This is a genomic window from Acidimicrobiales bacterium (genome assembly GCA_036273495.1).
Taxonomy (GTDB): domain Bacteria; phylum Actinomycetota; class Acidimicrobiia; order Acidimicrobiales; family JAJPHE01; genus DASSEU01.
In genome coordinates this window covers 1-2,260 of record DASUHN010000138.1, presented here as the reverse complement: position 1 = coordinate 2,260, position 2,260 = coordinate 1, and the positions used below count along the sequence as shown (strand labels likewise).

General features: G+C 72.8%; 3 protein-coding genes. All 3 read right to left on the bottom strand.

The window, feature by feature from the left end; genetic code table 11:
• A partial coding sequence (locus VFW24_05895; protein ID HEX5266286.1) for a hypothetical protein occupies positions 1–425 on the bottom strand: 425 nt, incomplete at its 3' end.
• Positions 422–1,618: a methyltransferase domain-containing protein gene (locus VFW24_05890; protein HEX5266285.1), complete on the bottom strand. Its 1,197-nt coding sequence runs from the start codon at positions 1,616–1,618 to the stop codon at positions 422–424. The genes VFW24_05890 and VFW24_05895, both read right to left, overlap by 4 nt.
• Positions 1,619–1,630: 12 nt before the next feature.
• Positions 1,631–2,260: hypothetical protein (locus tag VFW24_05885; protein ID HEX5266284.1), on the bottom strand; the 630-nt coding region annotated here is incomplete at its 5' end.

The window sequence follows — 2,260 nt, the reverse complement described above, 5'->3', positions numbered from 1 at the left end:
AGCTCAGCGGCGCTGTAGGCCGAGTTGGCCAGTGCAAGCGAGGCACGGGGGGCCAGCGCCGCCAGCTCGTCCCGCCCCCAGTCCAGCCGGGAGGCGAAGTCGGCGTCGTAGGGCCAGAAGGGCCCCGCCGGGGAGATGTTGTGGTAGTTCACCACGAGCCGCTCCGGTCCGTGCAGAAGGACGTCGCGAAGCGTGGGCTCCCCGATCGACGCGTGGTACACCATCACGTCCTGATCGGACGGGGCCGGGCTCTGGTGCATCCGGGCTTCGGGAAACTCGAAGCGCCCCTCCATCTCGGGATGGATGTACCGGGCGTACAGGCCCGACGGACCGAGCTCGGCCAGGACGGCCTGCAACTCGATGGCCGCGGTGGTGATGGCGTCCCCCGGGACGGCGGAGACGACCAGCTGGTCGATCCGCGTCAACGGGTGGCGATCAGGGCGTAGTCCTGCGGCGCGAACAGGACCTGATTGACCCGCTCCACGTTGGCATCGTGGTGCTCGTCCCCCACCGGCACGAGGATCTCTGGCGCCGGGGGCGGCGACCGCCAGCGCAGCTCCGCCGAGGAGAAGCCCGCCTGCTCGAACAGGAACCGCAGGTACAGCGGATGGATCGGCGCCTGATGGGTGGGGTCGAGGTAGAACGCCCGGGCGAAGATGTAGAGCGACTGGGGATTCGGCGTCTCGATCACCACCTTGCCGCCGGGTCGCACCTTGTCGACCGCCAGCGTCACCAGATCGACGAGCTGCTGGGGCAGGAGGTGCTCGACGACCTGGATGAGCACCAGGGCACCCAGCGACCCGTCGGGCTGGCCGGCCAGCACCTCGAGGCCGTCGCCCACCTCGACGTCGAGGCCGCGCTCCACCGCGTCGCGTACCAGCTGCGGGTCGATGTCGACGCCACGGCCCGCGGTGCCGGCGTCGCGGAGCAGCTCGAGGAACTCCCCGCGCCCGCATCCGATGTCGAGCACGGGGCCGGCCCCGGCGAGCAGGGGCACGAGGTCCGCAGCGCGCTCCTTGATCTCGTCGGTGCTGCCGCGGAACTCGGCGTCGAAGGCCTCCCAGCGGAACGGGGGGCGGAACTGGCGCCGGGCCTCGGCCGCTTCCAGCCGCTCGAGACGGCGGCCGATCTCGGCCAGCCCACCGGGCGCGTCGGCGGGCTGCCGCTCGAGGGCGGTGAGGCGTTCCTGCACGGCGTCGACCTGGCCGAGGAGATCGGGGTGGAGGTGGGTGTTCGGCCGGCGGAGGGCGTCGGCCAGCTCCCCCACCACCGCCTGCAGCGCCGACACGACATCCTGCACCTGCTCGAGCACGCCCTGGACCTGCCGGTCGGTCAGCCGGGCCACGGCCCGGTGGAGCGACGCACCTCCCGGAAGATCCGAGGCCGGGGAGATGCGCTCGGTGCTCAGTCCCGGAAGCGCCCTGACCCGCTCGACTAGCTCGTCGAGACGGCTCAGGTCGGGCTCCACCCGGTGGGCGGCTATGCGCCGGAAGTGGGCGTCGAGGTCTTCTTCCAGCCCCGCCGGATACAGCCCCTCCTTCCGCCGGGCCTCGACGGTGCTGCGAAGCCGGTCGACGACGGCGTCGACGTCGGGGGTCTCGTCCGGAGGCGGAGCCATGGCAGAGGGACTCTAGGAGGCGGGATGGCCGGTCACGGCCAGGGCGCGACCGGGGTAACGGGGAACCTGATCCCGCACGCTGCCGAAGTTGGGAGCGTCCCCGAAGCTGTACACGTTGCCCGAGGCGGTGACGACCAGGTAGCCGCCCCCGTCCGGGGTGGCCGCCAACGCCACGGCCGGGTCGGAACCGATGCCCGTGGCCGAGCCGAAGGCGGGCGCGTCGCCGAAGGCGGTGACGGTGCCGTCCCGGCGGAGCAGCCAGTAGCCCCCGTCGTCAGCCGTGGGGGCCAGGGCCGACGCCGACGCTGGTCCGGGTGACGCCGGGGCCCCACCGCTCGTCGCCGTCGGCGGATAGGCATGGGCGTCTCCGAAGGGATAGAGGCTCCCGTCGCCCGCGATCAGCCAGTAGCCCCCGCCGTCGTGGGTGGCCGCCATGCCGACCACGGGCGCCACCGGTCGCGAGCCGCCGGTCGAGCCGTGGAAGCCGGCGTCCCCGAACGTGAAGATCCCACCGTCGGAGGCCACCAGCCAGTAGCCCCGGCCGTCGGCGGTCGGCGCCATCGCCACCACCGGGGCGTTCAGCCTGAGGCTGCCCGTCGAACCGTGGAAGCCGGCGTCCCCGAAGGTGAAGATGCCGCCGTC